This window comes from Kitasatospora sp. NPDC042419, from assembly GCF_056437345.1.
In genome coordinates this window covers 10,932-37,443 of the sequence record NZ_JBWKAW010000026.1, presented here as the reverse complement: position 1 = coordinate 37,443, position 26,512 = coordinate 10,932, and the positions used below count along the sequence as shown (strand labels likewise).

Annotated in this window: 17 protein-coding genes; 11 read left to right on the top strand and 6 right to left on the bottom strand. The window is 73.9% G+C overall.

Going from position 1 to position 26,512, the window contains the following annotated elements:
• Window positions 1–423: 423 nt before the first annotated feature.
• From AC067J_RS33935 to AC067J_RS33910, 6 genes are all read left to right on the top strand, one after another.
• The gene (locus AC067J_RS33935) at window positions 424–1,521 is read left to right on the top strand and encodes a hypothetical protein (protein ID WP_478305820.1); all 1,098 of its coding nucleotides are present in this window, start codon (window positions 424–426) and stop codon (window positions 1,519–1,521) included.
• Between the two features lie 759 nt (window positions 1,522–2,280).
• The gene (locus AC067J_RS33930; RefSeq protein WP_478305818.1) at window positions 2,281–3,057 is read left to right on the top strand and encodes a hypothetical protein; all 777 of its coding nucleotides are present in this window, start codon (window positions 2,281–2,283) and stop codon (window positions 3,055–3,057) included.
• Window positions 3,058–3,180: 123 nt separating this feature from the next.
• Window positions 3,181–3,990, top strand: coding sequence for an endonuclease/exonuclease/phosphatase family protein (locus AC067J_RS33925; RefSeq protein ID WP_478305816.1), 810 nt, complete (start codon window positions 3,181–3,183; stop codon window positions 3,988–3,990).
• A 429-nt stretch (window positions 3,991–4,419) separates the two neighbouring features.
• Window positions 4,420–5,700: an aminotransferase family protein gene (locus AC067J_RS33920; RefSeq protein ID WP_478305815.1), complete on the top strand. Its 1,281-nt coding sequence runs from the start codon at window positions 4,420–4,422 to the stop codon at window positions 5,698–5,700.
• A gap of 106 nt (window positions 5,701–5,806) precedes the next feature.
• On the top strand, window positions 5,807–6,505 hold the full coding sequence (locus AC067J_RS33915) for a hypothetical protein (RefSeq protein WP_478305813.1): 699 nt from the start codon (window positions 5,807–5,809) through the stop codon (window positions 6,503–6,505).
• 72 nt (window positions 6,506–6,577) lie between these two features.
• The gene (locus tag AC067J_RS33910) at window positions 6,578–7,894 is read left to right on the top strand and encodes a pyridoxamine 5'-phosphate oxidase family protein (protein WP_478305811.1); all 1,317 of its coding nucleotides are present in this window, start codon (window positions 6,578–6,580) and stop codon (window positions 7,892–7,894) included.
• Window positions 7,895–7,958: 64 nt separating this feature from the next.
• Here AC067J_RS33910 and AC067J_RS33905 read toward each other — a convergent pair whose 3' ends face one another.
• The 5 genes from AC067J_RS33905 to AC067J_RS33885 all read right to left on the bottom strand — a co-directional run bounded on the left by AC067J_RS33905 (window position 7,959) and on the right by AC067J_RS33885 (window position 15,284).
• The gene (locus AC067J_RS33905; RefSeq protein ID WP_478305809.1) at window positions 7,959–9,302 is read right to left on the bottom strand and encodes an FAD-binding oxidoreductase; all 1,344 of its coding nucleotides are present in this window, start codon (window positions 9,300–9,302) and stop codon (window positions 7,959–7,961) included.
• A gap of 347 nt (window positions 9,303–9,649) precedes the next feature.
• Complete coding sequence (locus tag AC067J_RS33900) at window positions 9,650–10,210, bottom strand: RICIN domain-containing protein (protein ID WP_478305807.1); 561 nt, start codon at window positions 10,208–10,210, stop codon at window positions 9,650–9,652.
• Between the two features lie 37 nt (window positions 10,211–10,247).
• Window positions 10,248–11,096: a peptidoglycan-binding protein gene (locus AC067J_RS33895; protein WP_478305805.1), complete on the bottom strand. Its 849-nt coding sequence runs from the start codon at window positions 11,094–11,096 to the stop codon at window positions 10,248–10,250.
• Between the two features lie 33 nt (window positions 11,097–11,129).
• The gene (locus tag AC067J_RS33890; RefSeq protein ID WP_478305803.1) at window positions 11,130–12,032 is read right to left on the bottom strand and encodes a CAP domain-containing protein; all 903 of its coding nucleotides are present in this window, start codon (window positions 12,030–12,032) and stop codon (window positions 11,130–11,132) included.
• A gap of 228 nt (window positions 12,033–12,260) precedes the next feature.
• On the bottom strand, window positions 12,261–15,284 hold the full coding sequence (locus tag AC067J_RS33885) for a BTAD domain-containing putative transcriptional regulator (protein ID WP_478305801.1): 3,024 nt from the start codon (window positions 15,282–15,284) through the stop codon (window positions 12,261–12,263).
• Window positions 15,285–15,416: 132 nt separating this feature from the next.
• On the opposite strand from AC067J_RS33885, the gene AC067J_RS33880 reads away from it, so the two are divergent.
• The gene (locus AC067J_RS33880) at window positions 15,417–16,835 is read left to right on the top strand and encodes an AfsR/SARP family transcriptional regulator (RefSeq protein WP_478305800.1); all 1,419 of its coding nucleotides are present in this window, start codon (window positions 15,417–15,419) and stop codon (window positions 16,833–16,835) included.
• Window positions 16,836–16,928: 93 nt separating this feature from the next.
• Here the strand turns inward: AC067J_RS33880 and AC067J_RS33875 are convergent, their stop codons facing one another.
• Complete coding sequence (locus tag AC067J_RS33875) at window positions 16,929–17,432, bottom strand: hypothetical protein (RefSeq protein WP_478305798.1); 504 nt, start codon at window positions 17,430–17,432, stop codon at window positions 16,929–16,931.
• 202 nt (window positions 17,433–17,634) lie between these two features.
• On the opposite strand from AC067J_RS33875, the gene AC067J_RS33870 reads away from it, so the two are divergent.
• The 4 genes from AC067J_RS33870 (at window position 17,635) to AC067J_RS33855 (ending at window position 26,479) form a co-directional block, all read left to right on the top strand.
• Window positions 17,635–17,976: a PadR family transcriptional regulator gene (locus tag AC067J_RS33870; RefSeq protein ID WP_478305796.1), complete on the top strand. Its 342-nt coding sequence runs from the start codon at window positions 17,635–17,637 to the stop codon at window positions 17,974–17,976.
• Entirely contained in the window at window positions 17,973–18,875 is a 903-nt protein-coding gene (locus AC067J_RS33865; RefSeq protein WP_478305794.1) for a hypothetical protein, read from the top strand. The genes AC067J_RS33870 and AC067J_RS33865 overlap by 4 nt, the downstream gene beginning before the upstream one ends.
• 168 nt (window positions 18,876–19,043) lie before the next feature.
• A complete protein-coding gene (locus tag AC067J_RS33860) occupies window positions 19,044–19,886 on the top strand; it encodes a DUF4184 family protein (RefSeq protein ID WP_478305792.1) in 843 nt (280 codons plus the stop codon).
• Window positions 19,887–20,323: 437 nt separating this feature from the next.
• A complete protein-coding gene (locus tag AC067J_RS33855) occupies window positions 20,324–26,479 on the top strand; it encodes a glycosyl hydrolase family 18 protein (protein ID WP_478305790.1) in 6,156 nt (2,051 codons plus the stop codon).
• Window positions 26,480–26,512 lie beyond the last annotated feature (33 nt).

The following is a 26,512-nucleotide window of genomic DNA, read 5'->3' as shown; positions in this document are numbered from 1 at the left end:
CGCCGGGTCCGGCCCGGAGTGCCGGCCGTAAGCCGGGCCGGCCGCAGGCCGGTGCCGTCACCGGCGCGGTCGGTGCCGACCGGTCCCCCGGATCCCGGGCGCGCGAACCCGGCCCCGTCGCGGGCCGAGCGGGCCGGGAGGCCGACCAGGGCCGACGCGGCCGGCGAACCGCGCCGCCACCGCGACCGCGGGAAGCGTTCCGACGCCGCCCGGCTCGACGGCGCGGAGACCGCGGAGGTGGTGACACCGCCGCTTCGCGGCCGGTGCGCGGCACGCCGGCGGATACCTCCGCCGCCCCGGTCCCCGGGCCGCCGACCCCGCACGGTGCCCGACCCGCCGGCGCCGCCGCACGGACGCCTGACCCGCTCCGCGTGCGCGTCCGGCCCTGCACCAGCCCCCACACGAGAGGAGCTTCCGGCTTCCATGGCACGTGACAACCGGACCGCGGGTCCGACCGGTTCAGCCGTGACCGTCGATCTCATCCCGAGCCTGGCCCCGGTGGACGCCGCCCAGTTCGACGGGCTGGACGGTTCGGCGGGCGCGGTCGGCTGCTACCACCGGATGCTGCAGCACGAGGACGACGGCCGCTGGAGGACGCGGTACGCCCGGGCGACCGCCGGGGAGCGGCTCCTGGCCGTCCTCCCGGTGTACACGCCCCGTGGCAGGCGCTGGCCGAACCCCGCCTACGATCCGGGCCGGTGGCCCCTGCCGCCGGGCGCCACGGACGGCAGCGGCACCGACCCCGGCTCGTACGTGCTGGTCGGCGGCAACGCCGATCTCCGCTCGGCGGCCCGCGTGAGCGGCGGCCTGCGGGACGGCCCCTCCTTCGGGCGGGTGCTCACGGCGGTGGCCCGCGCGGCCGCCGCCGAGGACCGCGGCATGCTCTTCCCCTACGCGTACCGGGAGTCGAGGGACCTCCTCGACCGTGCGTCGGGAGGCCGCATCAGCTGGGCGCCACTGGGGCAGGAGGCGCACTTCGTGGACGTCATGGCGGACGACAGCGAGCAGCGCTGCGGCTCCCGGGTCAGGCGGGTGCTGCGCCGCGACCGGAACCTGATGGAGCAGCAGCGGGTGACCACCGCGGTGCACTCCTGGCCGGAGGTCGCGGACACGGCGGCCGAGGTGATCGCCGAGCACAACACCGGGAAGGGGATCCCCGACCACCCGGAGTTCGTCCGCATGCGCTACGCCCAGTGGCTCGACTGCCGGTCGGTCGAGCTCGTCGTCCTCACAGCCCGCGCCGGGGGCGTGGAAGGCGTGGCCACCGCGCTGAGGTGGCGCGACCAACTGGAGGTCCACGAGATCGCGCTGACCGGGGAGGAGAGCCCCGCGAGGCTCGCCGCCTACGTGAGCCTGCTGTTCCACCAGCCGGTCCGGTTCGGGCGGGCCCACGGCCTGAGGCACCTCCGGGGCGGGCTGAAGGCGGCGACAGCCAAGGGCATGCGCGGCGCCGTCTTCAAGGAGCTGCACGGCGGGATCCTGAGCGCCTCCGCCACCAGGGAGCTCGCGAACGGGGAGTAGCGCCCTCCCCGCTCCGCGCTCCGTGGTCCGGGCGCGGGTTCGGGCCGGGTGGAACGGTCGTCGGACAAGGGGAGACGGGCAGGGGAGACGGGCAGGGGAGACGGACAGGGCAAGCGGGGAGGGGAAGCGGGGAGGGGGCGGCCGGCCACGGTCGCCCGCTGAAGCCGGCCGGGCGCGGGCGTCCCGGCCTCCACCGGCGGGTCGGGGCCATGAGGGCTGCGGGGGCGGCGGGGGTTACGGGGCTGCGGGGCCATGGGGGCCAAGAGCCGGGTGACTGCCGGCCGTTCCGCCGCGGGCCGTCCGCCCGGAGGCGTCGACGAGTCTCCGGGCGGACTCCTCGCCACGGTCGGTGACGTGTGCCCCGTGCGCTCCGGTTCGGGCGCCCGGGTTCGGGCGCCCGGATTCGAACACTGTGGTTCGGGCGCTGCGAGGAGCGGAGCGCCACGCGTCGGCGTGCCCGCGTGCGGTACCCGACCGGGCGGACCGGTGATCGCCGGAGTCGACAGTGGAGCGGAGCGCCGTGGGCGGGGTGTCACCCCTGCGTCCGATGGCGTCGCACCGCTGTCCCCCTTGGGGAGGTCTCGGGCGCCGGGCCCGTGCCGGGGAGAAGTGTGCAGGACCAGAGGTGCCACGGCATCGACGTCGTGACGGTTGATCAGCTCGGTCGTCGGCCGGCCATCGCGGTGCACGCGACGGAGGACGTCGTCGGGTCGACCTTGGAACTCCCGTGAGGGATCGAGGACGAGGAAGGTGCTCTTCATGCGGACTGGGATCGAAACCGATGTGGAAGTGATCGTGACCTGGTGGAAGAAAGGCCGCCATCCCGGTGGGTCCGGAGCCACGGAGCGGAGCAGCCTGAGGGCCGGCGATCGGCTGAACTTCGGCATATCGAACTTCACCGGCCGGCTCCAGCCCGATGTCGCGCCCAGCATCGGCGCGTTCGAGGTCTCCGGACAGCACCTCCTCTTCTCGAACTTCACCGCCGGTACCACCTTCGCCGTCGAGAACCTGGAAGGCGGCACGGAGTTGGTCAAGGCGCGCCCCCGCCAGCTGGACATGGTGATCCCGTTCGAGATATCGCGCATCCTGATCCCGTCCGGGGCGAGCATCAGCGAGCTCACCGTCTTCGCGCCCCCGCCGGTCCTGCTCGGGCCCGACCAGGCCGCCTCGTCCGCCGAGTCGGCGATAACCAACCTGGACATGGCGAGCAAGTACTTCGCCGTCCTCGTCGCACTGTGCGAGCCCCGGCTGCGCGGCTCCTCCATGGCGGCGGTGCCCTCCGCCCAGGAGGTGGTCAAGAGGCTCAAGGGCACCAGGCAGTTCAGGGACGCGAACCGCAGCAGCATCAACTACCACATCGACTACCTGACGGACCGCAAGCTCCCGGTCGGGCAGTGGGCCAAGTACGTGGACGAGGGGCGCATGCACTCCAAACGCGAAGCCCTGGTCGCGTTCGCGCTCCGGTTCGACCTGGTCCGGGAGGAGCACCTCGGCCTGCTCCCCGACCTCAAGTACGCGAGTGCGCAGCGCTCTTGAGGCGAAGGCCGCCCCGCCGCGCGGCCCGCTCGACCACGGCCGTGCGCCGCACGCCGACGACACGCCGCACGCCGGTCGCGCGCGGCTCCCACAGAGGCTCTCCACTCCAGACGGGACGAGTTCGTGAATCCTGCGGTCCTGAAGGTCGGAACGTGGAACATCGGGGGCGGGATCCCCGGCAAGTCCCATCAGCGGGGCGTGGATCCGTCGCTCGGCCACTACGCGTCGGTCCTGGCGGACCGCCGGCCCGACGTGCTCTGCCTGCAGGAGGCCCACGACTACCACGGGCGCCGGGCGAGCCAGACGGAGTGGCTGGCGGGGCGGCTGGGCTATCCGTACTTCGCCTCGTTCCCGACGAGCAGGTCCCACATGGCGGAGGACGCCTCCCTGGCGCTCGGAATCGTGTCCCGGTACCCCATCCGGAACGCCGTGTACAAGCAGTTCCCCAACCCGGGGCTCCGGGTGGCCGGTCCGGACGGCGAGGACTGGACGCTGCACGACAAGGGCTACGTCGTCGGGCAGTTGGAGCTGGGCGGCGGCGGAACGCTCGGACTGGTCAACGGGCACTGCTTCCCGCTGCACCACTTCGGCGTGAGCCCGACCGATCCGATGTTCGCGCGGGCGTGGGACATGCTGACCGCCGATCTACTGGCCGCGGGCGAGGCCGGCCCGGCCTTCGCGGCCGTCGACCTGAACCACCCCCGGGTAGCGGACCTGCTGGCCGAAGTCCTGCGTCCGGGGCGGTACTTCAGCGCGTTCGAGGGTACTCCCACGACACCCCAGGGCGTTCAGAAGGACCACATCCTCTACGGGCATTCGATCCGGCTGCTCACCACCACGGTGGCGGCCACCGGCTCCGACCACTCGTACTGCCAGGCGAGCTTCTCCGGCGTGGCCCGGGCGGAGCGGATACCACCGCGCGTGAACGAGTGATGTGTCCGGCGGGCCGCGGTGAGGTCGCGGAGGCCCGGAGGCCCGTACGGGCGGCCGGTCGTCGACCGGTCCCCGGGGAGGGGCGCCTTCGCCGGCTCCGCCACCGTGCCCAACCTAGCATGATCGATTCCATCGGGTCGGGCCTACGACCCTGTTACCTGTTGGGACTTCAGGGGCCGGAGTTCAGGCAGACTGGCTCCGAGTCGCAACGGGCACGAGCGCGGCGGGCGGTTCCGTCCGCCGCCGTCGTTCCGACACGTCCGCCGACCGCGCCGGGTGCCGCCGGGTCACGGGACGGCTCACCCGTGCGCACGCCGCGGAGCGCGCGGTGCCCGGGTGTCGGCGCCACCGGCTCGGCACGGCCGTCTCCGGCTCGCCCCGAACGGGAGCCCTGAAGACCCGATGACCCGTCCCCTGGAGTGTTCAGACATGCAGAGTTCCGATTCAACGAGTTCGCTGTGGCGGCCCTGGACGCCGATCGCCCGACAGGCCGACTCCATGCGGATCGTCGAGGCGAAGGGCAACCGTGTCCGTGACGCGGAGGGCAGGTGGTACCTCGACGGCATCTCCGGGGTCCTGAACGCTTCCTGCGGGCACGGGCACCCCCGGCTGATCGAGGCCGCCACCCGGCAGTTCCAGCAGCTCGTCCACTACGACCCCATGGTGTCGAGCCATGACCCCGCCGAGACGCTGGCCTCGCGGCTGGCCGGCATCCTGCCGGGCGAGCTGAACGAGACCGTCCTGCTCAACAGCGGTTCGGAGGCCACCGAGGCCGCCCTCAGGATCGCGCTGCAGTACTGGCGCAACAACGGCGAGGACCGCAACCGGGTCATCACCTTCGAGGCGGCCTACCACGGCACCACCTACCTGGCCCAGCAGCTCTCGGGGCTGCCGTTCACCGCCAGCGAATGGGCGCCGCCCTTCCCGGTCGACCGCGTACCCCTGCCCGCGTCGCCCCGCGAGATACGCACCGAGGAGGGCGCCGACGCGCTGATCGGGCTGTTCGCCAGGGCGCTGGAGGCCGGCCCGCCCGCCGCGGCGGTCATGGTCGAGCCGCTCCTGGGCCTCGGCGGCTGCGTCGTGCTCCCCACGGGATTCCTCGCCGCCCTCCGGGAGTTGTGCGACCGGCACGGTGCGCTGCTCATCCTCGACGAGGTGTTCTGCGGGTTCGGCCGGACCGGCCGGATGTTCGGCTTCGACCACGACGGGATCACGCCGGACATCGTCACCATGAGCAAGGGGATCAGCGGCGGGTACCTCCCGCTGGCCGCCGTGACGGTCACCTCGTCGATCAAGGAGACCTTCGTCCGGGAGCCGATCGCCCAGGGGCTCCGCTACGGGCACACGACGGGCGGCCACGCCGTCGCGGCCGCCGTCGGGAACACCGTGCTGGACGTGATGGCGGACGAGAAGCTGGTGGAGAACTCGGCGGTCCAGGGCGCCGCGTTGCTGGCGGGGCTGCGGGAGTTCGAGTCGAGCCCGCTGATCTCCGACGTCCGCGGGCTCGGACTGGTGGTCGCCGTCGAGGCCGCTGCTCCGGAGTCCGCCGCCGCCATCGCGGAGGCCACGGCGCGGGCCGGGGTGATGACGCGCCACGAGCGCGGCGTGATCAGGATCGCGCCGCCGTTGACGCTCACCGACGAGGACACGGCGGAGATCGTCCGGAAGATCGGAACCGCCGTCGCGGCGGCCGCCGCGGCACACCGCTGACCCGGAGGTTCCACCTCCCGGTATCCATCGATCCACTGGATCGCCAGTATCCGCAAAGGGGGAGAAGGCCATGGTGCGGGCTTCGTCAGAGGCGACCCTGCAAGAAGTGAAGGACCAGCTGGAACGGATCGTGGACAGCGGGCGCGGCTCGACCTTCCAAGGGTCGGAGTCGGTGGTCCGCCGTCTCTCCGAGCACGGGGAGCTGCGGGCCCTGATCGGGCGGATCGTCTCTGACGAGGCCGCCCTGTCCGACATGGCCGCCCGCTCCTACTACCACGCGAACAACTTCCTGAAGGTCGTCCTGCTGGTCGGCGACAAGAACCCCTGGAAGCTGCGCCTCCACCTGTGGCATCCGCAACCGGACGCCTCGGGGACCATCACGGAGGACATCCACTCGCACCGTTGGGACTTCACGACCGCGCTCGTGGTCGGCGAGTACTTCGCCCAGGAGTTCAAGATCGGCCCCGGCACCGAGTACCACCACTACAGGTACCTGCCGATCGGGCGGGGGAAGACCTTCTCCCTGGAGGTGCAGGGCAAGGAGCAGCTGTACGCGGCATTCGAGGCGGTCCTGCCGGCGGGGACGGTCTACCACATCAACCACGAGATCCTGCACTGCATCTCCCGGTCCGCCGGCAAGGCCGCGGCCTCGCTCGTCCTGCAACAGCCCGCCGTGGAGGACTACACGAACGTCTACCGGACGGCACCGGTCGGCGAGCGGGCCAGGACCGAGATCGAGGTGCAGCGGCCGACCGTCGCCCAGCTGCGGGATGAGCTGACGCTCTTCCTGACCTGGCTCGGCTGACCCCGGCCGGCTTGCGCGCCACGGCCGAACGCCCCTTCGCCCACCCTGAGAACCGGCACGGAGAGTGTGCAGATGCAGCAGTCCCGCGAGACGTCCCCCCACGAGCACGGCCGGGGCCCGGTGGAGGAGCTCGGCCGGGCCCCCGGCGCCGATGCGGCCCGGCTGTTCGCGGACGCCGCACAGCGCCGGGGCCTCGCCGGGAGCGACCTGGCCCTGGCCCGTGCGGCGCGGGAGGAGATCAGGCAGCGCGCACGCAGGATCTCCGAGCTGGTCGGGAAAGTGGAGGGGCTCCCGCTGACCGCGGACGAGCGCTCCGTACTGCGGCCGCCCTTCGGCCGCGCCACCCACCTGCCCAGCCCCGACCGCCCGTACGTGCACCTGGCCGTTCACACGGGACGGGGCGGTGTGAGCGTCACACCGGTCTGGGCGGCGGCGGTCGGCGGGAACGTGGTCATCAGCACGGTGGAGAACCGGATCAAGGCGAGGGCGACGGCTCTCGACCCGGTGGTCGCGCTGTCCGTCCCCGCCGGCGTCGGGAGCCAGACGTGCTTCGAGGTGGGCGGCTTCGCGAAGCAGTCGCCGGACCCGGACCGCGCGCTGATCCGCACGCTCGCCGGGCTGTACAGCAAGCCGAAGGTCGGCGAGCAGACGGACGGGAACTACACGAGCTGGGACCGGCGCGAGGGGAACGAGCGGATCCGGCTGGAGGTCCTCGCGTACCGCGTGCGCAACGAGCTCGGCGACGATCCGGTGTGCCGGTCCGCCCCCTACGTCCGGGTGCTGGCACCGAGGAGCGGCGGCGGCGACCCGGCTCGGCCGCCCGGGCGGAGCCCGCACGACGACTTCTGGGGCCCGGACGGGAACCACGGGGACGACGAGCCGGAACGGCGCGGAGCCCGGGACGAGTTGGCGATCCTCGGGATGGCGCGCCGGGGCGACGGGAAGGGGTACCGCGCGCTGAGCCCCACCTACGGACACCTCGCCTGCTTCGACCACGACGGCCTCCTGCGGTGCCGCCAGGTCGGGTTCGAGGTGATCGACGTCGAGGGGGAGGCCCGGATCTCGTTCCTCGCCGCGAGGCGTGATTCCGATCTGCTCCGGAGGAACCCCGCCGTCGCCCTGTCCGTCGCGAAGTACGACAGCGGGAGTGTCTGGCTGCAGTCCCAGGGGCTGGTCCGGCTGCACGACGACCCGGTCGCGGTCCGGGAGGCGGTCCGACGCCTGGAGGACCGGTACGACCGTGTCCACCACCGGCTGGCGCTCGACCTGGGCCCGCACGAGCACGCCTCCGGGGAGTACGTGCTGGTGACCCTGTCCCACCAGAGGCTCAGCAGTCGGTACCGTGAGACGGCCCGGTCGCTGCGTTCCGCCGTCACGCACGGGAAGTGAGGCGGCACAGACGCTCGGGCGCCCGTCGGCCCGCGCCACCGGACCGGGCGCCCGTCGGCCCGCCCTACTGGACCGGGGCGCCGAGGTAGCCGGGGAAGCGGCCTCCGGGGTCGCGGGCGGCGCGGATCCGCTGGAACGTCGACCAGGCCGCGTCGGACATGGCGCGGTCGGGCCGGACGGTGAAGTCGCTGTCGCCCAGGTAGCTGCCGGCCGAGTACGGTGCCACGCGGGCCATGGCGCCGTCCAGCCACGAGCGGCAGCGGGCGTCCTCCGCCGGGGTCTCACCGATCACGTACGCGGCGAAGTACAGGTCCGTCGCCACGGACAGGGCCATGTCCGGTGGCCGGCGCGCCATCAGGGGGGTGAAGTCGCCCAGGACCGTGAACGTCCTGGGCGTGGGCAGACCGCCGGAGGCGGGTACCAGCGCCGGGACCAGCGCCGGGACCAGCTCCTGGGCGGAGCCGGTGAGGAAGGCGTTGTCCGCGAAGTAGCGGTGGTGCTCGGGATTGCCCCGCGACTGTTCCGCGTTCAGGTCGGCGAAGTCCACCGGGCGGGCCACCGCGGCGGACAGGGCCCGGCCGGCCACCGGGCAGCCGCCGAGCGCGGCGAGCGAGGCCGGGCCGCCGTCGAAGGAGACCGCGTCGACGACCAGCACCGGGGCGTCGGAGCCGGGCGGAGTGCAGCCGACGGCGGCCAGCTCCACGGACGGCGGCAGGTCGCGGCGCGCCGTGAGGTACCAGTCCAGCACCTCCGGGGCGAGCTCGGCGGGGTAGACGTAGCTGGACCGGGTCAGCTCCCGGAACCGGGGGCGCGTGCGCAGCCGGAACCCGGTGACCACGCCGAAGAAGCCGGGACCGGAGCCGCGCGCCGCCCAGAACAGGTCGGCGTTCTCGGTCTCGGAGCACCGCACCGGCTCGCCGGCCGCGGTGACGACGTCCATGGACTCGACCGACTCCGCGGCCCAGCCCCAGCCGCGGCAGTTCCAGCCGATGCCGCCCTGCAGCAGGAAGCCGCCCAGGCCCACGGAGGGGGCGTGGCCCACGGCGAAGAACCGGTCGTGCCGGGCGAGGTACGGGTCGAGGTCCAGGCCGCCGCGGGCCGCCGGGCCGACCGCCACCGTCCCGTCGGCGGGGTCGTAGGACATCCCCGTGAACCGGGCCAGGTCGATCAGCAGGGTGTCCTCGCGCAGTGACCAGGCCGCCCAGCTGTGCCCGCCGGATCGGACCGCGACCTGCCAGCCCTCCGCCGCGGCCAGCTTCACGCCCGCCACCACGTCGGCGGTGTCGGCGGCGCGCAGCACCGCCGCCGGCCGGCGCGACGGGCGCCGCTGGTTGAAGACGCGCGAGGTCGTGGCGTCCGCGAAACCGGGGTCACCGCTCCGCCAGAACGCTCCGGTGAAAGCCGTCATCGGTGTGCCGCCCCCAACTCTGCGATCCCCAAGCCGGTCCGTACGCCGTGCGGACCGTTCGGCCGCGGGGTGCGGCCCTTCCACGGCCGCGCCGGGGACGTGGTCCGCGTCGTGTGCGACCGGTTGTGGAACCGCCCCGTACGGGTGCCACGGGACGAGCGCGGTCGGACACGGCGGAACCACAAGCTACCGATCCGCGCGGGGCGTACGTACTGACACGGGTCAGGACCGCGCCGGTCCGGGAAGGGGCGCCCCGGCGGGTGGGCGTGCGGGCGTGCGGGCCGGGCCCCGTCGCGCTCCACCCCCGTGGGGAGCGCGGCGGGGCCCGGGTGTGCGGGGCGGGTGGTTCAGCGGAGCAGCCAGCGCTGGGCCGGGTCGTCCGGGTCGCAGGAGGCCACCGAGACGGGCCGGCCGACGCCCGCGGACGTGAGGCACCGCCAGGTGGCCATGTCGCGGATCAGGTACCAGCCGCGGTCCTCGTCGGCGAGGAGCCACTTCTGGTTGGCCGGTATCCCGCTGCCGGCCGGGTGGTTGAGGCCGTCCCAGCCGCCGGGGGTGCCCCAGAGCCGCACGGTGCCCGAGCCGGTGTCGAGGTCGACGACCTTGCCCCCGGCGCCGTGCGAGATGGCGGTGGTGCCGTCGCAGTAGCCCCAGAACGACCAGGTCTGGGCGGTGGACTGGTTGTTGGGCGTGTAGACGCCGACCCACTGGCCGTCGGCCTCGTTGTCGGCCGGCAGGTCGAGGACGCCGGCGGCGCCGTTGTAGACCTTCTCGGGCGTGTGCAGGGAGGGCGCCAGTTCGCAGCCGGCGGCCTGGGCGGCCGGGGCGGTGGCCACGACGGCCCCCGCGACGGCCGCGGCGGCGCCGAGCGAGGCCAGGAAGCGGCGGGTACGGGTGAACGTGCTCATCCGGGTTCTCCTTGTGGGGCGGTGGAGGCGGTCGGGATCATCCGCGCGGGACCTTGAGCGCGGACCACTGCATGGGGCCGGGGACGCCGTCGGCGTCCGTGCCGGAGTCGCCGAGCTTGTGCTGCCAGTTGCGGAAGGACTCGCGGTCGGCGTCCGACCACTCCGGGCCGGGGCCCTCGGCGTAGGCGGAGCAGCCTTCGGCGACGAGGCGCTCGCCCATCCGTGTGATGACGTCGCTCTTCTGTCCGTCGTGGAAGAAGTCGGCGCCGGGGAAGGGCTCGTGGCCGTCGCCGGACCCGCCGTCGCCGGACCCGCCGGCCCGGGCGCCGCCGGCCGGCCGGTCGGTCGCGGACGCCTCGTGCCCGAACCAGAGCGCCCCGGGCCGGTCCTTCCACGCCGGGTCGGCGAGCACGACGCCGTCGGAGAAGTCCGGGACGCCGTACCCGTAGACCCAGTCCGAGTGGCGGTCACGGGACTTCAGGTAGACGCCGTCGCCCTCGGAGCTGCCGCCGCCGTTGGTGTTCCCCTCGACGGTGGTGATGGTGGAGGCGGTGTAGGCGATGCAGATGCCGGTGTGGCTGCCGCCGCCGGGTCCGAAGAAGACCTGGCCGCCCAGCACCGGGTACTCGGTGAAGCGGTCGCGCTCCTTGAACCAGGCGACGCCCTCCGCGCAGGAGGCGCTCACCGGGAAGAGGCCGGCGCTGCCGGACTCCTGGGCGCACCAGGCGACGAAGGTGGCGCACCAGGCCTGGCCCTGGGACCACTCCAGACCGGGGACGGCGGGCGAGAACCGCTGGACGTTGTTCCAGTGGCCGCCGCTGCGCCCCTCGTGGTAGCCGACCTGGTCTCGGGCGACGCGGATCAGGTCCGCCGCGTTCGAGGACATGGGTGTTGACTCCTTGTTGGCGGTGGAGGGGTCTCAGGCCTGGCCGAAGGTCTGCACGTAGCGGCCCCAGTTGCCGCGCCGGCGGGGCGCGTAGCCGACGCCGAGGACGTTGAGCGCGGGGTTGAGGATGTTCTCCCGGTGGTGCTGGCTGTTCATCCACATCCGCATGGCCTCCGGCACGCTGTTCCCCGGGGTGACGTTCTCGGCGGAGCTGCCGCGGGAGGTGAAGCCGGCGGCGCGGATGCGGTCCCAGGGGGAGCTGCCGTCGGTGCCGTCGTGCTGGGTGAGGTCGTGCGAGGCCATGTCGTCGGCGTGGCGCTGGGCGGCGGCGCTGAGGCGGTCGTCCAGGCGCATCGGCTGGGCGCCGGTGCGGCCGCGCTCGGCGTTGACGGCGTTCAGCATCTCGGTGCGGAAGTCACCGCCGCCGGGCTGCGGCTGGGGCTGCGGCTGCGGCTGGGGCTGCTGACCGCCGCCGCTGACGCCGCCGGCCGGGAAGAGCTGCCAGCGCTGCGCCGGGTTGCCGTCGTCCTGCTTGGACAGGGTGAGCGGGGAGCCGGGGGCGGCCGCGGTGAGGAACAGCGTGCCCTCGTCGGCGCGGGTGGTCCGGATCCGGAACCAGTCGTTGTCGACGGGCTCCAGGCACCAGTGCTGGTTGGGCTGGTTGTGCTCGTTGAACAGCCAGGCCTGGCCGAGGGAGTAGTTGTAGTCCATGACCATGGCCTGGCCGGGGGCGTGCCGGCCGACGGTGAGCTGGGTCTCCAGGAGCCACTTTCCGCCGTCCTTGGCCCAGAAGGTCCAGCCCTGGGCGGTGGTGCCGTTGGAGCCCCAGGACTGGATGCCGGTGCCGGCGGCGGTCTGGCTGGAGCGGACGTCGGCGACCGTTCCGTTGGCGGACTTGAGCGTCCAGGTCTGGCCGTGCTGCGGGAGCGTGGGCATGTCGCGCCTCTCGTCGATGGTGTCGCCCCGGCCGCACCGACGCGGTCCGGGGCGTCGGACCCCGCACCGCTGCGGTGCGGCCGGGGCCTGACGAGAAAGACGCTCCCGGACCGCGGTAGACAAGCGGTCAACGCGCGTAGCGCGGCCCGCCCGGGGGCCCACTGCGCTCCACTCCGTGCTCCACCCCGCGGACCGCTCCGTACCCCACTCCGCGTCCTGCTCCCGCGCCTACTCCAGGGCCGCCAGCAGCTCCCTGACCTGCGCCGCGTCCTCGCCGAGGCCCAGCCGCTCGTACACCTCCAGCCCGTCCGCCAGACAGGCCCGGGCCCGGCGCGGGTGCCCGAGGCCGGTGAGCGCGGTGCCGAGGGTGCGCAGCAGGGCGGCCTCCAGGGCGGCGCTGGTGCGACGGGCGAGGGGGAGGACCGCTTCGGCGGCGTCGACGGCGAGCAGCCAGCGGCCGGCCTCGGCGTGGATGCGGGCGGCGAGGTCGCCGGCCGCGGCCTCGAACACGGTGACCTGGAGGGTGGCGAACTCCTCGCGGGCTCCGGTGGCGTGGGCGAGCGCCGCCTCCGGGTCGCCGCACAGCCGCAGCACCCGGGCGAGGTAGTAGCGGCCGGTCGCGGCGGAGACCGGCCCGGAGCCGCTCATCAGCAGGGCGCCGCGCTCGGCAGCGTCCCGGGCCTCGGCGAGCCGGCCGGTCTGGGCGCAGCTGAACGCGAACTCGCCGAGCGCACTGCCCTCGGAGCGCTCGGCGCCGAGGCGCCGGAACAGCTGCGCGGCCCGGCCGGCGTGCTCGGCGGCCTCGGCGTAGCGGCCGTGGATGCGGGCGTTTCCGCCGAGGGTGAGCAGGGCCTTGGCGAGCACGCGTTCCGTCGGCGCGGGGGACTCGGGCGCGGGGGACTCGGCCGGGGACTCGGCAGTGGACGGGCCGCCAGCTGACGGGCCAGCGGTGGACGGGCCGGCCGCCGGGGAGCCGGCGGCGGGCGAGCAGAGCTCGACGGCCCGGCGGATCTCCGCCTCCGACTCGGCGTAGCGGTTGACGTGCCAGAGGTTGGCGCCGCGCAGGTACCGGGCGAGGGCGAGCGGGCCGTGGTCGCCGCGCGCGGCGGCCTCCCGGGCCAGCTGCTCGGCGAGGTCGGCGATGACGGTGGTCTGGGTGCGCTCGGGGAGCACCGCGCCCATCCGGTCGGCGAGTTCGGCGGCCCGGTCGAGCGGCAGGTCCGGATCGGCGCAGCTCAGGGCGATGGCGGCGGCGTGCACCCCGGCCTGCTCGCGCATCCAGCGCACCGCCTCGGCGCCGTCGGCGAAGGCCCGGCCCGGGGAGTGGACGGCCACGCCGAGCAGGCTGAGCTCGACCGGGTCGGCCTTGCGGGCGGCGCGGTCGGCGTTGCGGGCGGTGGCGAGGCAGAAGTCGGCGAGCCGGCCGGCGGCGGCGGTGCGTTCGGCGGCGCCGTCCTCGGCGGCGAGCCGGCCGCGGGCGTAGGCGCGGACCAGGTCGTGGAAGCCGTAGCGGCCGAACCGGGGGGAGTGCAGCAGGTTGAGGTCGACGAGGGTTTCGAGCAGCTCGGCGGTCCCGGCCTCGGGGCGGTCCAGCAGGGCGGCCGCGCAGGGGAGCGGGATGTCGGGCGCGTCGGGCAGGGCGAGCAGCCGGAAGGCGCGGGCGAGTTCGGCGTCGAGGCGGTGGTAGGAGAGCGCGAAGCTGGCTTCCACGGTCCTTTCGCCGTCGCTGAGTTCGGCCAGCCGGTGCTCCTGGCGCAGCCCTTCGGCGAGGGCGGCCAGGGTGAGCGCGGGGTCGGCGGCGAGCCGGGAGGCGACGATCCGGACGGCGAGCGGCAGCAGCCCGCAGGCCCGGACGATCTCCTCGGCGGCCCCGGGTTCGGCGGCGGCGCGCTCGGCGCCGACGATGCGGGTGAGCAGCTCCAGCGCCTGCTCGGGCGGCAGGGTGTCCAGGCGCAGCTGGTGGGCCCCGGCGAGGTCGGCCAGCCGGTGGCGGCTGGTGATGAGGACGGCGCAGCCGGCCGAGCCGGGCAGCAGCGGTTCGACGTGGCCGGGGGTGGCGGCGTTGTCGAGGACGACCAGGACCCGCCGCCCGGCCAGCGCCGAACGGTAGAGCGCGCTGCGCTCCCGGGGATCCGGCGGGATCTCGGCGGGGGCCACGCCGAGGGCGCGCAGGAAGCCGGCGAGCACGGTGCCCGGGTCGGGCGGGGTGCGGTCGGCGCCGCGCAGGTCGGCGAAGAGCTGCCCGTCGGGGAAGCGCCCGCGGACCTGCCGGGCCACGTGCACGGCGAGGGCGGTCTTCCCGACGCCTCCCATGCCGTCCAGGGCGGAGACCACGACGGCCCGCCCGCCGGCGGTGGCGAGGCGGTCGACGAGGGTCTCGACCTCCTCGGCGCGTCCGGTGAAGTCGGGTATTCCGGTGGGGAGTTGGTCGGGCGCCTGCCAGGTTTCGGCGGCGGGCTCGGCGGTGGCGGCGGTGGCGGGCAGCAGGGTGGCGTCCTCGCGCAGGATGCGCAGCTGCAGCGCGGCCGGGCCGGGCTCGCCGGGAGGGAGCGAGGCACGGGCGTCCTCGTACACGGCGAGCGCCTCGGTCTTGCGGCCCGCCTGGTAGAGGGCGCGCATCAGGACGGCGGTGAGCCGGGCCCGGCCCGGGTGCTCCAGCGCCAGTGCGGCGGCCTCCGCCGTCAGGTCGGTGCGGTCGCCGAGTTCGGCGTCCAGTTCGAGCTGCGCCTCCTTGGCCGAGATCCGCTGTTCGGCGAGGCGGGTCCGCACGGTCTCGGCGTGCGGTCCGGGCAGCCCGGCCAGCGGCTCGCCGTCCCACAGCCGCTGGGCGCGCCGCAGCACCTCCCGCACCTCCTGCGGTGGCGCGTCCGCAGCCCGCAGCCGTCCGGCCTCGGCCAGCAGCGCGTCCCAACCGGCCGCGTCCACGTCGGCCTCCGGGACCCGCAGGGCGTACCCGTCGCCGACCCGGACCAGCGGCATCCGCTGCGGATCGTCCCCGGCGTACGGCCGGAACGCGGTGCGCAACCGGGAGACGGCCAGCTGGACGGCCTTGCGCGGGTCGGCCGGCGCGGCGCCGCCCCACACGCCCTCGACCAGCACCGAGGTCGCCACCGTCCGCCCGGCGGCGCCCAGCAGGACGGCGAGCACGGCCCGCTGCTGCGGCCGGCCCAGCTCCAGTTCCTGTTCCCCGTACCAGGCACGCAGCGGTCCCAGCAGTCCGAACCGCAGGCCGGAGCCCCCCATGTCAGTCATCGCCCGTCCTCCGAGACTCGCCGGTGCCGGGATCCCGCCATGTCCGTACGGCAGGAGACGCCCCCGTACCCCGGTCACCTATGCTTTCGCACAGATTGTGCACCGGGACTCATGGCTTCGAGGGGTGGGGGCATGGGGTTCGAATTCCAGCTGCTCGGTCCGCTGCGCGTACGCCGCGACGGCCGCGAGATCGACCTCGGCAGGCCGCAGCAGCGGGCCGTGCTCGCCGCGCTGCTGCTCACCCCGGGCCGACTGGTCTCCACGGAACGGCTGGTCGAGGGCCTGTGGGGCGAGGACGACGCCCGCTGGCCGAAGGACCCGGTGGGCCAGATCGGCACCCACGCGCACCGGCTGCGCCGCGCCCTGGCCGAGCCCGGGCTGCTGGTCGCGGCGGCGGGCGGCTACCGGCTGGGGGTGGAGCGCGGCGCCGTCGACCTGTTCGGCTACGAGGACGGGGTGGCGGAGGCGACCTCGCTCCGTCAGCGGGACCCGGTGCGGGCGCGCGCCCGGCTCGCGGAGGCGCTCGGGGCGTGGCAGGGGCGGTGCGCGCTGGACGGCGTGCCGGGCGTGCTCGCCGAGCGCGCCCGGGGGCGGCTGGCGGCGGGGCGGTTCGCCGCGGTGAAGGCGCTGCACGACCTGGACCTGGCGCTCGGGCGGCACGCCGCGGCGCTGCCCGCGCTGGACGCCCTGGCGGCCGAGCACCCGCACGACGAGGAGGTGCAGCGGCTGCACCTGCTGGCGCTGCACCGCAGCGGGCGGACGGCGGACGCGCTGGCGGCCTACGGGGCGCTGTGCGAGCGGCTGGACCGGACGCTGGGTCTGGAACCGGCGCCCGCGGTGGTGGAGCTGGCCGGACTGATCCGGCGCGGGGAGGTGCCGGCGCCGGCGAGGCGGCTGCCGAGGCCGTGCCAGTTGCCGCCGGACATCCCCGACCTGGTCGGGCGGGCGGCGCCGGTGCGGGAGGCGGAGCGGGTGCTGCGGGGGGCCGGGGCGCCGGTCCTGGGGCTGTCGGGCCCGGCGGGCAGCGGGACGTCGGCGCTGGCGGTGCACGTCGCGCACGCCGTCCAGGACGCTTTCCCGGACGGGCAGTTGTACGCGAGCGGCGGCGATTCCGGTGCGGCGTCGGCGGGGTTCCTGCGGGCGCTCGGGGAGTGGCCGGCGCCGGGCGCCGGCCCGGAGGAGCTGTGTGCGCGCTACCGGGCCGCGCTCGCCGGGCGGCGGGTGCTGGTCGTGCTCGACGGTGTGGCCGACCCCGCGCCGCTGCTGCCCGGGACACCGGGGTGCGCGGCGGTGGTGGCGGGGGCGGAGCCGGGGGCACTGCCCGTAGGCGCCGTGCGGCTGGCGGTGGGACCGCTGGAGCCGCACGACGCCTACGAACTGCTGGCCCGGATCGCGGGCGCCGACCGGATCCGGCGGGAGCCGGACGCGGTGGCCGAGGTGGCCGGCCTCTGCGGCCACCTGCCCGTCCTGCTGCGGACGGCGGCCACCCGGCTCGCGGCGCGGCCGCAGTGGTCGGTGGCCGACCTGGTCGAGTGGCTCGCCCGCGGGTGACTGCCCGGCCCGCTCGGTGCGGGCCGGTACGGGTGGGTACGGGTCGGTGCCGGTCGGTGCAGGTCAGTGCCGGTCGGTGCCGTCCGGAACGGGTCAGTACAGGTCGGACGACAGGATCCTGGAACCGCCGGTGTTGGAGTGGGGGATGCGAGGGCCGGTGGAGCCGTCCCAGTGGATGACGACGGCGCCGCCGTCGGTGACCGTCAGCCTGGCGTGCGGGTGCCCGTACGTTTCGGTGGCCCAGCAGCGGTTGCCGTTGACGTCGCGGACGACGAGGTTCCCGTCCGACTGCATGACGGCCTTGTAGCCGCAGCCGTTGGTGCCGGCGCCCCAGACCGCGCCCTTGCCGTTCTGGTAGATGACCAGGTTGCCGTCGGTCTGCATGATCAGCCGGGTGCTCAGCGAGTCGACGTGCCAGCCCTGGTAGAGCGGCTCGTCGTCCCAGATGGAGTGGTCCACCGGGTCGTACGCCGCCTGCGCGGTCCCCGCCCCCGCCAGTGTCCCCGCCAGGGCCAGCGCGCCGGCCGCCGCACCGACGGCCATGTGCCGCAGCACCTTCGTCACCTTCGTCGCCTTCATCGCCTTCGTCACCTTCATGTCCCCGTGTACCTCTTCCTGCGTTTCGCGCCCGTGAACGTCCGGGGCGCCCTCTGCAATCGATCATGGACCAAGCCGGTAGACAAACGATGAACGCCCCCGTTGATCGGCCCCGGGAGGACGGCGGCCGGGCCCGGAGCGAGGAGCCGTGGCACGGCCGGGCGCGGTTGAGACGGTCCGGCGGAGTGACTATGTTCATCGGGTGAGCGAGCGCGTGATGCAAGAGCCGACCGTGATGGTGCTGACCGCCCTGGCGGACGAACCACGGCACGGATACGCCATCGCGCAGGAGGTCAGGGCGATGACCGGCGGCCGGGTCGTGCTGCGCACGGGCGCCCTCTACGGGGCCCTGGACCGCCTGCTGGCCGACGGCCTGATCGCCATCGAGCGCGAGGAGACCGTCGACGGCCGGGCCCGGCGGATCTTCACCCTGTCCCCGGCGGGGCGGGAGCGGCTGGCGGCGGAGGCCGAGCGCCTGGCCGAGACGGCGAGGGAGGCCACGCGCCGCCTGTCCGCCACGCGGCCGTCGGCGTCCGCCACGTGATCGAGCACGTGCTGCGGCTGTATCCCGCCGCCTACCGGCACGCCCACGGCGGGGAGATCGCCGCGACCTTCCGCGAGATGACCGCGGGCGAGCCCTTGGGCTCGCGGCTGCGGGAGGGCGCCGGGCTGGCGGCGCACGCGCTGAGGATGCGGACGGGACTGGGCCCGGCCACGCGCGCCGCGCGGATCGTCGGCCTGGCCTACCCCCTCGCCCTGTCCTCAGCCGCCGCGGCGTGCGGCCTGCACCTCCTGCGCTGGTACGCGAGCTTCGTCGCGTCCCCCACCCCGGTCGGGGTGCAGCTCGCAGCCGACCTGTCGGGGGTGTGGGGCGTCCTGCTCGTCTCGTCGCTGGTCGTGTTCGCCGGTGCGGCGTCGGCGCTGGCCGGCCGGTGGCGGGCGGGGGTGCCGTGCACGGTGGCGGGGCTGCTCTCGTTCGCGGTGGCCGCGGTGGTCAGTGGACCGGCGTTCGGGGATCCGGTGTTCACCCCGGCCGCGGCGGTCCTGGCGGCGGCCGTGGTGCTCGCGTGCCCGCCGGACCGGCGGGTGGAGCGCGGCGCGGTGGGGTCGGCGGGCGCGGCGGGGGTCGTGGTCGCGCTCGCGGTCGTGCCGCGGGCGGTCGTCGACGCGCACGTGCTGCCGTGGGTCAGCACCGACTACGGGTGCTGGCCGCTGCTGGTCTTCGCCGCGGCCGGTGCCGCGCCGGCCTGGCGCGATCGACTGCCGGGAGGCCGCGCCCTGGGGGCGACGGCCCTGGCGTCACCGCCGCTGCTCGCCCACGCCTACATCACGGCGCGGGGCGATGCGGCCGCCGTCGCGTGCCTGGCGGCGGTACTGCTGGGGGCCGTTGCGGTCACCCCGCTCGCCGGTCGCCTGAGGTGGAACCGGCGCACCTCCGTCTGAGCGGGCTGTCTGAACGTCCCTCCTGAACGTCCCTGCTGAGCAGTCCGTCTGACGCTCCGCCGTGGCCGAACACCGACGCGGGGCGTGTTGGGCATCGCCGCATCCTCCATAGTCCGTTTGACGTAGCATTCCGTTCGACGGACTATTGGTCCGGGCGAGAGGATGCCCATGCCGTTCACCCTGTCCCACCCCGCGGCCGTACTGCCGCTGATGCGGCGCCCCTTCGGCCGCGCCGCGCTGGTCGCCGGAGCCCTCGCGCCGGACATGCCCTACTTCGTCGGCGTCGCAGGCCTGCCCGTCAGCGCGCAGTCCTGGTACGAACCCTTCGTCAACGCCACGACCACGCACGGCACCTCCGGCATCGTCACCGTCACCCTGCCGTACGCCCTCCTGCTGTGGGGGCTGCTCCGGGTCGGCCGTCGACCGTTGGCGTCCCTGCTTCCGGTACCCGTCCCCGCGTCGCGGCCCCGGACGGCCGGCGCCCTGCTGCGGCGGGCCGGGTGGACCGTCCTGTCCGCACTGATCGGCATCGCCACGCACCTGGTCTGGGACGCCTTCACACACGCGGACGGCTTCGTGGTCACCCGTGCGCCCTGGCTCGACGCCACGCCGGTGGGCGGCCTCACCTGGGCGCGGGCCCTGCAGCACGCGAGCACGATCGGCGGCCTGGCCGCCATCGCGGTGTACGCGTGGCGCAGGCGGGCCCGCCTCCTCGCCGGCGAAGGCCGTACCGGGCCGAGCGGCGCGGTACGGCGCCGAGTCCTCGCCGCCGCGGCCCTGTTCGCGGCCGCCGGGGGCGTCGCCCACGCCTGGCGCTGGCTCGCCGGACAGGAGGCGACCGGACTGCCGCTGAGCGTCGTGGCCGAGGGAGTGCTGTCCGACGCGGCCAAGGGCGCGGGCGCCGGCCTGATCGGCGCCCTGGCCCTGTACGTCATCGCGTGGTGGATCGGCCGAGCCATCGCGGAAACCCGCCCCGCCGCGCGCGGAGCGGGCCCCGCGCACGGCGGCTGACAACGCGTTGATCGGCTGTCCGCCGGGACCGTCCACGATCGGCGGGCGGAGGCGGACGGGCCGACGGTCGTGAGCCGCCCCGCTACTCGATACCGCCCACTGCCGGGCGCCGACCGAACGCCGGTCGGCGCCCGGCGAGATCACACCCACCCTGTGTCGTCGACGACGGGAAAGACATGGAAGATACGCAACACCGCTCCGGCCGCGCCCCGAGCGCGCCTTCGCGCCATGGGCCGGCCGCCTGGCGCCGAGTCGCCGTGGTCCTTGCCCTCAGCATGATCGTGGGCCTCGTCCAGGCCGTTCTGCTACCGGCTCCGCATGCGATTCGCCCCCGGAGCCGTCCGACCGAAAGGGGCGATGAGACAGTCATGACCTTTCTCCGAACGTCATTGGGAAGAGCATCGCGCCGGAGGGGAGTCGGCAGGATGAGGACCGGCATGCCCGCAGTGGCGGTCGCGCTCGCCACGGCGCTCCTTGCCACGATGCTCGCCGTCCTGACCGGGCCGACAGCCGCCGCCGTCGCCGCCGACAACCGCGTGCCGCCGCGGCAACTCGCCGGCCTGCGGAACATCATCACCTGGAACATGCAGGGAGCGACCGCGGCCGAAACCGGCAGCACCTACGAACGAGTCAACCAGCTGTATGCCCGAGCCGTCGCCGACGCCGGCCGAGCCGGCGAACCAGCGGAGGAGAAACGGGTCGTGATGGCTCTTCAGGAGGCCGGCGTCCCACCCTCGTCGTGGGCCGCGCTTGGACCCGCCGATCTGCGGAACCTCGCCGTCCCGGACGGGTTGCTGGGCTACAAGCGGAAAGTGGGACGGGACTACGCCTACCTGTTCCACGCGCAGACCATCGGCGAAGACCCCGCTGGCCGGGTCAACTCGGCGATCATGACCAACGAACTGCCTCGGCGCCTGGTCTACATTCCCGGCGTGGCCGGAGCGCTTCGCCCTCTGATCGGTGTGGGTTATGGCGAGAACCGCGCGAATGGGGAGTACTACTTCTCCTTCCACGCGGCCTCCGGGAACGGTGGTAGCGACATCATGCCCATGCTCGGGCGCCTGGCGGCGGAGATGGGCCGACTGGAGTCGGACGAGCACCAGGGATACGCGGTCAACTGGTACGTCGGCGGGGACTTCAACCTGAAGCCGTCGGAAGACAACCAGGAACCGCGAGGCGACCTCAGGACTCGCCTCGACAGAAACAATGCGCAGGACATCTACATCGCCGAGCCGGAGCGGTACACGCATCGAGGTCCCAGCCGCACGAGCAAACTCGACTACCTCGTCACCAACGACCCGTCGATGCGCACCGTGCTGGGGGCGGTAACGGATCAGACGGGTTACGCCGACCATGACTCCGTGTACTACGGGCGGCGGATCGGCGGCAGGGAGCCCTGCGCCAGGCCGGGCGCGGCAGCGCTGGAGGCGGCCGCTGTGGCGGCGGCCGGCCCCTGTACGCTCCCTGGTCAGAGCGCCATCGTGTCGATGGGGGACAGCTACATCTCCGGGGAGGGCGGCCGGTGGGCGGGCAACGCTCCCACGAGGCAGGAGGGGGACGTCTGGGGGACCGACCGGCGCTCGCGCTGTCGGCCCGGGCAGGGTGACTGCGTGTACGACACGACGTCCTACGACGGCGGCAACGGCTGCGACCGGTCCGACGTCGCCCCCGTCAAGGGAGCGCAGTTCGAGGACGTCCCCGTCGAGCGGCGGTTCAACATCGCCTGCTCGGGTGCGACGACGAAGAACATCGTCTCCGACGGGTTCAAGAACGAGAAGCCGCAGATCCAGCAACTGGCCGACCTCGCCCGAACCTACGACATCCGCATGGTCGTGGTGTCCATCGGCGGCAACGACCTGGACTTCTCGGGGATCATCGCTGCCTGCGGCGGGGCCTACTTCGTGGCCGACGCGTCCCTGGTCGCCCCCTGTTCCCGGTCGAAGGAAGCCGACTTCGCGGCCAAGCTCGATCGTGTCCGGGCCGACGTCAGCAAGACGCTCGACGCGATCCGCGACACCATGACCCGGGCCGGCCAGTCCGGCTACCAGCTCGTCCTCCAGTCCTACCCGAACGTGATCCCCGCGAAGGAGGCGCTGCGCTACGGCGAGGGCCAGATCTCGGAGGACGGGGTCGTGGACAGGAGCCGTTACCAGCAGGGCGGTTGCCCCTTCCTCAAGGTCGACGCCGACTGGGCCCACAACTCCGTCGTGCCCCGGATCAGTGACATGCTGCGCCAGGCCGCCGGTACGGCCGGGGCCAGCTTCCTGGACGTCCAGAACGCCTTCGCCGGACACGAGTTGTGCGCCACGACCGCCGAGCAGGCGACGAGCGCCAACGGGAACGGCGACCAACTGCCGGGGGACAAGGCCGAGTGGGTCCGCTGGGTCCCGTACCTCCCGGGCTGGGAGCGGTGGGCGAGCATGCTGCAGGGGAACTGGCAGGAGGCCATCCACCCCAACGCGTTCGGTCAGCAGGCCCTGTCGCGGTGCCTGACCGAGTTCGGCAAGGCGGCCGCTGCGAGCGACAAGTACGCCTACACCTGTACGGGTTCGGGCGGCGGCATGAAGGTCGAGCCCGACAACGTCCGGCTGCGCGAGGGCATCGTGCTGCTGCGCAACGCCCAGACGGGCGAGGTACTGGACGCGGAGACGGGGGAGAAGGACTCCTATCTCGTCACCAGGAAGGACGAGAGGCTGGACAGCCAGCGATGGATGCTCCGGTACACGGGCAGCAAGATGGTCCTCCAGGCGCAGCACAACAAGCGCTACCTGGACAGTTGGCACAACATCCTCAGCGGGAGGAACTGGGCGTACCTGGGCGGCAACCAGCTCGGCTGGTTCCGCTCGACGGCGGCTGACGGCCGGGTCGCGTTGTCCCTGGACCGGAGCGACGGGACCAGCGACTGCCTGACGCAGGACCCGGGGATGCGGTCCGGGGACCAGAACTGGGTCGGTATCGACTCCTGCGCCAAGGGTGTGCGGGACGACCAGTTCTGGTACATCGAGTACCCCGGGGACGTGGCCGTCACCCCGCGCACCCCCGACTCCGGGGCGGACCCCACCGAGGGGCAGCGCATGGAGCTGCGTTCGGCGACCGGCATGGCGATGGACCTGAGCGGTGGCGACACCGGTGCCGGGACGAGCGTCCAGGCGTGGGAGCCCAACGGCACCGGCGCCCAGCAGTGGGTGACGCGGTCGCTGGGCGGCGGGAACTGGCGGATCACGGCCGCGGCAGCCCCGGGCATGGCCGTCGACCACGACCCCGGGCCGCACACCACCCACCTGGTCCCGACCGAGGAGGGCAACGCCAACCAGGTGTGGCAGGCGAAGGGCACCGGCACCGGCTGGTACACCCTGGTCAGCGGGGCCGACGGCGGCTGTCTGACGGCGGGCGGCGCCGGTGCGGCGCTCGCGGTGACGGCCTGCGACGCCGGCAACAGTGCCCAGCGGTGGAAGTTCCGGGACACCGGGACGGGCACCGAGGTCGGCACGATCCGCGGGCTGGACGGCAAGTGCGTCGAGCCGCGCGGCGGCAGCCGGGACGACCGGACGCCGGTCCGGCTCGCGGACTGCGCGGGCTCCGACGGCCAGGCGTGGACGGTGTCGGCGGACGGCACGCTGCAGTCGCTGGCGAAGTGCCTGGACGTCGACGGCGGTGGCGCCGACAGCGGGACGGCCGTCCAGCTCTTCACCTGCAACGGGTCGGCCGCCCAGCAGTGGATCCACACCGCGCGGCAGGAACTGAAGAACCCCGCCTCGGGCAAGTGCCTGGACGTCCCCGGGTCGGACACCGCCCGGGCGCTGCAGATCTGGGACTGCAACCGGAGCGACGCCCAGAAGTGGCGGCTGTCCGCCCGGCCGGTGGGCCAGCCCGACGGTGGTGACGCGGGCGACCCGTTCGACGGCTCCCCGGACGCCCGCGGCACCAAGCCCGCCGTGGCGGGGGACTGCCGCCCCGAGGGCATGACGCCGACCCCGGGCGTGGCGGCCCGGTACTGCGACGTGTACGACGGCGAGGGGCGCGAGTGGGTCGGCAACGACCGCACCCGGCGCGTGGTGGGCTACTTCACCGGCTGGCGCGCGGGCGCGAACGGCGACCCGAAGTACCTGGCGTCGAACATCCCCTGGTCGAAGGTCAGCCACGTCAACTACGCGTTCGCCAAGGTGGAGGACAACCGGATCAGCATCGGCGACCCGAACGACCCGGCGAACCCCGCGACCGGCATGACCTGGCCGGGCGAGAAGAACGCCATGGACGGCTCGCTGCCGTACAAGGGGCACTTCAACCTGCTGAACACCTACAAGAAGAAGCACCCGGCGGTGAAGACGCTGATCTCGGTCGGCGGCTGGGCGGACACGCGGAACTTCTACGCGATGACCACCAACGCCGACGGGTCGGTGAACCAGCCGGGGATCGACGCGTTCGCCGACTCCGTCACCGCCTTCCTGGACCGGTACGGGTTCAACGGCGTCGACATCGACTACGAGTACCCCACCGCACTGCCCGACACCGGCAACCCCGCGGACTGGGACGTCTCCAACCCCCGCCGCAAGGGCCTCCAGCAGAGCTACAACGCGCTGATGAGGACGCTGCGCGAGAAGCTGGACCGGGCCGGCGCCGACCGGGGCCGCTACTACCTGCTGACCTCCGCGGGCTCCTCCTCCGGGTACCTGGTGCGCGGACTGGACGCCGGCCAGGCGCTGCAGTACCAGGACTTCGTCAACGTCATGACGTACGACCTGCACGGCTCCTGGAACAAGTTCGTCGGCCCGCAGGCACCGCTGTACGACGACGGGCGGGACAACGAACTGGCCGACGCCGGCATCTACGACGACCGGTCCCCGAACACCAAGGACTTCCAGAAGGAGGGGTACTTCAACGTCGACTGGGCCTACCACTACTACCGCGGCGCCCTGCCGCCCGGCCGGATCAACCTCGGCATCCCGTACTACTCGCGCGGCTGGCGCGACGTCCGGGGCGGCACGGACGGGCTCTGGGGCACGGCCGCGATGCCGGACCAGGCACAGTGCCCGCTGGGCACCGGCGGCCGCGGCCCCGCGAACGCGCAGTCCTGCGGGCTCGGCGCGGTCGGCATCGACAACATCTGGCACGACCTGGAGAACGAACGCGAGGTCGGCGCCGGGTCGAACCCGCTGTGGCACACCAGGAACCTCCAGGACGGCCGCGCCCCCGGCTACCTGACGTCCTACGGCGTCGACACCGGCCTGCCGTCCGGGCAGCTGACCGGGAGCTACGCGGAGAAGTACTCCGACGCGCTCCAGGCGCCGTGGCTGTGGAACGACGCCAAGAAGGTGTTCCTGTCCACCGAGAACGAGAAGTCCCTCGACGCCAAGGCCCGCTACATCGTCGACAAGGGCATCGGCGGCGCGATGGTCTGGGAACTCGCCGGCGACTACGCCCAGCGGCCCGGCGGCGAGTGGGGCATGGGCTACGACCTGACCACCCGCCTGGACAACGCGTTCAGGGGCGCCGGAGCCGCCGGCAGCACGAAGGCGGGCGGCCGGACGCAGCCCGCGGAGGTGATCGACGTGAAGGCCGAACTGGTGGACTTCCCCACCGGGAAGGACGACTTCTACCCCGTCCAGCCGAAGCTGCGCATCACCAACGGCAGCGGGGTCGCCCTCGCCCAGGGCACCGAGATCTCCCTCGACCTGCCCACCTCGACCCCGCCGGTCGTCAAGGACAACGACTACAAGGAGATGAAGGGACTCGTCCCCGGCCACACAGGGCCCAACACGGGCGGACTCAAGGGGGACTTCCACCGGCTCACCATCACCCTCGGCTACTGCGAGGACCTGGCGGCGGGCGCCTCCCGGGACATCGACCTGAAGTACTACCTGCCGGTCACCGGGCCCGCCAACGTCACCTTCCGGATCGGCGGGCGCGAGTTCGGCTCCACCGGGGACCAGCGCCGCGGCGTCCGGACGGTCACACCGCCCGCCCCCGCCACGGGCAGCTCCTGCCAGGCACCGGACTGGAAGCAGGGCCAGGTCTACCGGCCCGACGGCGGGCGGCTGTGGCGGCTGTACGACAAGGGGGACAAGGGCTGGCAGTTCGAGTACGGCGACAGCGCCCCCGGGAAGCCCATGATGATGGACGACTTCGCCGACGAGTCCCGGGCGCACCTGGTGGAGCCGATGGAGCAGAACCCCAACCAGTACTGGCGGATCCAGCCGGCCGGCGGCGGTCTCCACACCGTCGGCAGCGGCGGCAGGTGCCTGACCGCCACCGCCGCCCGTCAGGACGTGGCCTCCCTGCCGTGCGACGGCCGGAACGAGCAGAAGTGGCGGCTCGTCCCGATCGCCGACAACGGCAGCGAGGGGGCGCCCGGCGCACCGAAGCACAACGGCCTGTTCAAGCTCCGCTCGGCCGGCGGCGGTGACATCGAGGTCTCCGGCGGCGCCGCCACCCGGGAGACCCACCTCCTCACCGGCGACCCGGCCGCCTCGACGGCCGCGTTCGTGAAGTACCAGGGCTACTACTGGTACGCCCAGTGGTACACCACCGCCGCACCCGGCACGGCCGAGGCGAACGGCGGCCGGCCGTGGAAGCGGCTGAGCCCGGCGGCGTAGCCCCGGGGAACCACCGGACGGAGGAGCCGGCCG